This is a genomic window from Achromobacter sp., from assembly GCF_049647645.1.
Classification (GTDB): Bacteria; Pseudomonadota; Gammaproteobacteria; order Burkholderiales; family Burkholderiaceae_B; genus Achromobacter.
This window is the reverse complement of sequence record NZ_JBARYB010000109.1, coordinates 1-5,970: the sequence shown is the minus strand read 5'-3', so window position 1 is coordinate 5,970 and position 5,970 is coordinate 1. Positions and strand designations below refer to the sequence as shown.

Genomic DNA, 5,970 nt, shown 5'->3' with positions numbered 1-5,970 from the left:
GGCCTGTACGGCACCTGGCAACACGACTCCGGCCTGTACGCCGACGCCGTGATCCAGGGCGCCGACTACCGCAGCAGCCTGCGCACGGCCGACACCGGCGCCGGCGCCACCACCAAGGGCCACGGCTGGCTGGCCTCGCTCGAAGTGGGCAAGCCCATCGCCCTGGGCAGCAGCTGGCAGCTCGAGCCGCAAGCTCAGATCATCTACCGCAAGCTCAACCTGGACGACACCACGATTAGCCTGGCCAAGGTGAAGAACGATGCGGACGACGACTGGACCCTGCGCCTGGGCGCCCGCGTCAAGGGCAGCTACAGCATCGGCGGCACCGTGCTGCAGCCCTTTGCGCGCGTCAATCTCTACAAGGCCAGCAACACCACCGATGTGGCCAGCTTCAGCGCTCCCGCCGGCACCACCGACATCCGCGCCAAGGGCGGCTACACCTCGACCGAACTGGCGGTCGGCGCCATGCTGCAGTTGACCAAGAACACCAGCCTCTACGGCGACGTGGGCAAGCTCTGGGCCAACAGCGGCGACAGCCGCGTCAAGAGCGGCGCGCAGGGTTCCATCGGTTTGAAGGTGCTCTGGTAAGCCTCATGGCATGGGCCGGGTAACCGGCAGCTAGCCTGACCAAGCCCGCAGCGGTCTGTCCGCCGCGGGCTTTTTTTTGCTTCCGCCAGGCGCACCTCCCACCTATTCCCGCTACGTGCCGGTGGTAGTCCTGTGTGCCATCCGCAGCAATCGAACCCGGCCTGACGTTGCGCCTCACCAGAACCAGTGATTACCCCAACCGAGGTTTTGCCTTACATTTACACCCTGTAATTAGATGTTAATCGCACAAACACGCCGCTCAGGGTGCTGCGAGCGTCTCTCTGTCCTGATGGCAATCGTCTGCCCCCTCCTGTTTATTGCTGTTCGGGTACGGCCAAATCCGGACTCTTGTCTACCTAGCAATCGCTCGAACATTTGAAGGCCTCAATGAATCACGTCTATCGAGTTGTGTTCAACGCCACCACCGGTGCATGGCAAGCCGTCAGTGAAATCGCCCGCGGGCCGGCAAAGAGCAACCGCCCCGCGCGGCGTGCGCGTCGCAAGGCAGCGCAAACCGCGCTGGCGTTCGGCGCAGCCCTGGCGATTCCTGCAGGCGTTCATGCTCAACTGCTCTGGGACGGCAGCCATTCCGTCGCGAACGGCTCGGTGGACGGCGGCGCCGGAATCTGGGATGCCGCCAATACCAACTGGGCTTCCGCCGGCGCGCAGCCCAACCGGGCCTGGAATGGTGGCGACGCGGTATTTTCGGGTGCCGCGGGTACGGTATCGATAAGTGGACAGCAGAACTTCACAGGTTTGGAGTTCCTCACGGACGGCTACAACCTGGTCGGTGGCGCAACCAGCCGCTTGAACGCGATCAACGGCCTGGGTGGAACGGCGGCCTTGCGGGTCGCCCCCAATATGACCGCGACCATCGGCGTGACCATAGGCGACATCGGCACCCTGGAAAAGCTCGGCAGCGGCACCCTGGCGCTCAACGGGAACAATGGCTATGCCGGCGGCACGCGGCTCAGCGCGGGCCGGCTGGTGGCAGGCAGCAATACGGCGCTAGGGAGCGGCGACCTGACCGCGATGAACAACACCGTGCTCGACGCCAACCGCACCGTCACCCTGGCCAACAATGTGCAACTGCTGGGCGCCATGGGGATAGGCGGCAGCGCCGACCTGACCTTGAACGGCAACATCGCCGGCATCGGCTCGCTGATCAAGAATGGCCCGGCCACCCTAACCCTGAACGGCGCCAACCTCTATCAGAGCGGCACCACGCTGAACGGCGGCGCCCTGGCCGTGGGCCACAATCAGGCGCTGGGCGCCGGCGGCCTGACGGTCGGGGGCAACTCGACCCTGACCGCCAATCGCGCCACAGCCCTGACCAACGCCATTGCGCTCAATGCCAATCTGGCCGTCAACGGCGCCTCCGACCTGAGCCTGAACGGCCAGATCAACGGCGCGGGCAGCCTGACCAAGGTGGGTAGCGGCACGCTGGCCCTGAACGGTGCCAATGCCTTCGCGGGCGGCGTCAACCTGATGGGTGGCAGTCTGAGCCTGGGCAACGCCGCCGCGCTGGGCAGCGGCACGTTGACGGTAGGCACCGCCGCATTGCTGAATACCAGCGGCGCACTGGCCTTGGCCAACAACGTGCAGATGAATGCCAGGCTCATCGTGAATGGCGTTGGCAACCTGAATCTCAATGGCGTGCTAAGCGGCTCCAGCGGCCTGACCAAGAACGGTCCCGGTGGGCTGACCCTCAATGGCGCCAACCTCCATCGCGGCAACACTTTGCTCTACGGCGGTGAATTGACGCTGGGCAACTCCTCGGCGCTTGGCACCGGCACACTGTCCGTCGAGGGCGCGTCGCGGTTGACGGCCAATGGTCCGCTGAGCATCGGCAATCAGCTCTACATCAACGACACGCTGGAGATCGCGGGCGACAACCACCTGAGTCTGAACGGCACAGTCCACGGCGCGGGCACCCTGGTAAAAAGTGGTTCGGGCAGCGTGATGCTCGGTAGCAACGCGTTCAGAGGCACTTTCGACGTGTCGAGCGGTAGCCTGATTCTTTCGGACCAGAGTACGCAGTACACCAGCGCCAAGGCGATCATTGCGGCCAACGCCGATCTTCAATTGGCCAACTCGGCCAGCCTGAGCGGCCTTGCTGGCGCCGGCACCCTGATCATCGGCGCCGGCCATACGCTGACTCTCGCCCCGGGCGGCCTGCCACAGGTCTTCAACGGCCGCATTACCGGTGCCGGCGCGCTGACACATGGGGGCAGCACCATCCAGACCTTGTCCGGCGAGAACGATTTCACGGGCCAGACCACCCTCAAGTCCGGCACCTTGCTGATCGACGGGTCGCTGACCCGCTCCAATGTCCTGGTCGAGAACACCGGTAGACTGGGCGGCAGCGGCAGTATCGGGGGGAAGGTGACGTTTGCCGGGGGAGGCAGCATGACCCTGGCCAGCGGCCGCCTCCTATCGGTCGGGGCGCTGGCGCTCGCCCCCAACAGCTACCTCTATGCCGCGCTGGGCGCACCCACGGCAGGCGGCGGCAATGCCCTGCTCAACGTCAACGGCGATCTTATCCTGGACGGCACGCTCGACATCAGCAATGCGGGCGGCTTCGGCACTGGCGTGTATCGGCTGATCAATTACACCGGCAACCTGACCGACAATGGCCTGAAGCTGGCCAAGCTGCCGGGCATCGTGGTGCCCGCCGATCTCCAGCTGCAGACTGCCGTGAACAATCAGATCAATCTGCTGTATACAAAGCCAGACACCAGCGTGCAGTTCTGGGATGCCGACGACGCCGGCAGAGACGATGGCGTGATCGCCGGTGGCAGCGGCGTCTGGGGGACCCGCAGCTTCTTTCCTGAACAGACCAACTGGACAGACGTCAACGGCACGTCGAATCGGCGCTGGGACAGCGGTTTTGCCGTATTCCAAGGCACTGCGGGCGTGGTATTCGTCCTAGGCGTACAACGCATTACTGGCATGCAGTTCCTCACCGATGGCTATAAACTCTACCCGTTTTCGCTAGGAGGCATCGAGCTGGTCAACGGTCCTCTCGACGATACCCCGATCCGGGTAGATCCCGGCGTGACCACAACCATCGACGCAGGGCTCTTCGGCAGCGGCACACTGGGCAAGTACGATGCGGGAACCTTGGTGCTGAACGACATGAATACCTACGAAGGCGGCACCGCGCTACACGGTGGCACATTGGTGCTTGGGACCGGCCTATCCCTGGGCAGCGGCACCCTGACCGCCGCCGGTGGCACCACGCTCTACAGCAATGCGGATATTGCGGTCAACAACAACGTCGTGCTCAATGGCGCGCTGACCATCGCAGGCTCCAAGGCCCTGGCCCTCAACGGCTCAATCAGCGGCGGCGGCGGCCTGGTCAAAGCCGGCACATCCAGTCTTAGCCTCAACGGCAGCAACACCTACAGCGGCGGCACCCTGCTCAGCGCCGGCAGCCTGATCGTCGGCAACAACAGCGCGCTGGGCAGCGGCACGCTGATGGTGGGCGGCGCCGCCACGCTGGATGTCAGCCAGGCGCTCTCGCTGGCGAACAATGTTGCGCTCAATGCCGGCCTTACCGTGCAGGGCAGCCGGGACCTCACCCTCAATGGCAACATCTCGGGCCCGGGCAGCCTCACCAAGAACGGCGCCAGCACGCTGACGCTCAATGGCGTGAGCGCCTATACCGGCGGCACCTATGTCAATAGCGGCCGACTAGTGCTCGGTCCCGCCGGCAGCCTCGCGGCGACCGGCATCGTGAACATCGCCAGCGGCGCCACCTTCGACCTGTCTTCCGGCCGGGGCACGCAAGTCTTCGGCACCCTTACCGGCAGCGGCACCGTACTGATGGGATCCAACTCGCTGATCGTGGGCGGTGCCACCGACGGCAGTTTCGACGGGTCCATCAACGGCTCGGGCGCCCTGATCAAGCAAGGCGCGGGCTCGCAAACGCTAATCGGCGCCAACAGCTATGCCGGCGGCACGCTGGTGGCCGAAGGCACGCTGCGTGCAGGTTCCGCGACGGCGCTGGCGCAGAACACCGCCTATCAGGTGCAACCGGGCGCCACCCTGGACCTGAACGGGAATGCGCTGCAAGCCAGCAGCCTGAGCGGCGGCGGCACCGTGGCGCTGGGCGCAGGAACCTTGACCGTCAATTCCACGGCTGGCAGCGTGTCCTACTACTCCGGCCTCGTCGTGGGCGACGGCGGCCTGGTCAAAACCGGCGCCGGCGTGCTGGCGCTGACCGGCGGCAGCGCCTTTACGGGCGGCGTGCAGCTCAAGCAGGGCAACATCGGCCTGGGCCATGCGCTAGGCCTGGGTACCGGCACGCTGTTCATGGACGATGGCACCACCATCAGCCTGATCGCCAACGGCCTGACCATCGCCAACAACCTGGCCATGACCGGTACGAACGATCCGGTGATCGACACCGGCGCCAACAATGCCACCTGGGCCGGCGCGATCACGGGCGGCGGCTTCCTCACCAAGCAGGGTAGCGGCGTCCTGACCCTGACCAGCGCGGGCAACAGCTACACCGGCGCGACCGATGTCGCGCAGGGCACGCTCAAGGCCGGCGCTGCGAACACGTTCAGCAGCGCCTCGGCTCATACGGTGGCCAACGGCGCCCTGCTGGACCTGGTGGGCTACAGCCAGACCGTGGCCAGCCTGAACAACAGCGGCGCGGTCAACCTCGCCGGCAGCACGCCGGGTGCGGTGCTCAAGATCACCGGGCCTTACGTCGGCAACAATGGCAAGCTGGGAGTGTCCACCGTGCTGGGCGCGGACGGCAGCGCCACCGACAAGCTGCTGCTCAGCGGCGCGACCGCAGTCGCCAGCGGCAACACCACGGTGCAGATCACCAATGCCGGCGGCCTGGGCGCGCAGACCGGCAGCCAAGGCATCCAAGTCATCGCCACCGAAAACGGCGCCAGCCTGCAGCCCGGCAGCTTCACCCTGGCGGGCGGCCATATCGATGCCGGCGCCTACGAGTACCGCCTGGCCCAGACGGCGCAAGGCGCCGCGCTGCATTCCACCAACACCCAACCCGGCCCCGCCTACCGCGAAGAAGTGCCGCTGCTGTCCTCCCTGCCCGCGCAACTGCGCCAGGCCGACATGGCCATGCTGGGCGACATGCGCAAGCGCATGGGCGATGAAGCGGCTCAAGGCGCCATCGACCAGGACCCCAGCCACCGCGCCTGGGCCCGCGTGCTGCGCACGGCCCCCACCATCACGCAGCAAGGCACGGTCAACCCCGAGAGCAGCGGCCACCTGACCGGCTTCCAGGCCGGCGTGGACGTGTACACCAGCCGCAACCTCAGGGCCGGCCTGTACGTCGGCCAACTGGACGGCGACATGGGCGTGCGCGGCTTCTCCAGCGGCATGGAACGCAAGTACGCCGGC

At 66.0% G+C, this 5,970-nt stretch carries 2 protein-coding genes; both read left to right on the top strand.

Features of this window, described 5'->3' with window-relative positions; all coding sequences use genetic code 11:
* The coding region (locus WBB14_RS13295) for an autotransporter domain-containing protein (RefSeq protein WP_424240239.1) at positions 1–588 on the top strand (588 nt) is incomplete at its 5' end.
* Positions 589–975: 387 nt separating this feature from the next.
* Positions 976–5,970: beta strand repeat-containing protein (locus WBB14_RS13290; RefSeq protein WP_424240238.1), on the top strand; the 4,995-nt coding region annotated here is incomplete at its 3' end.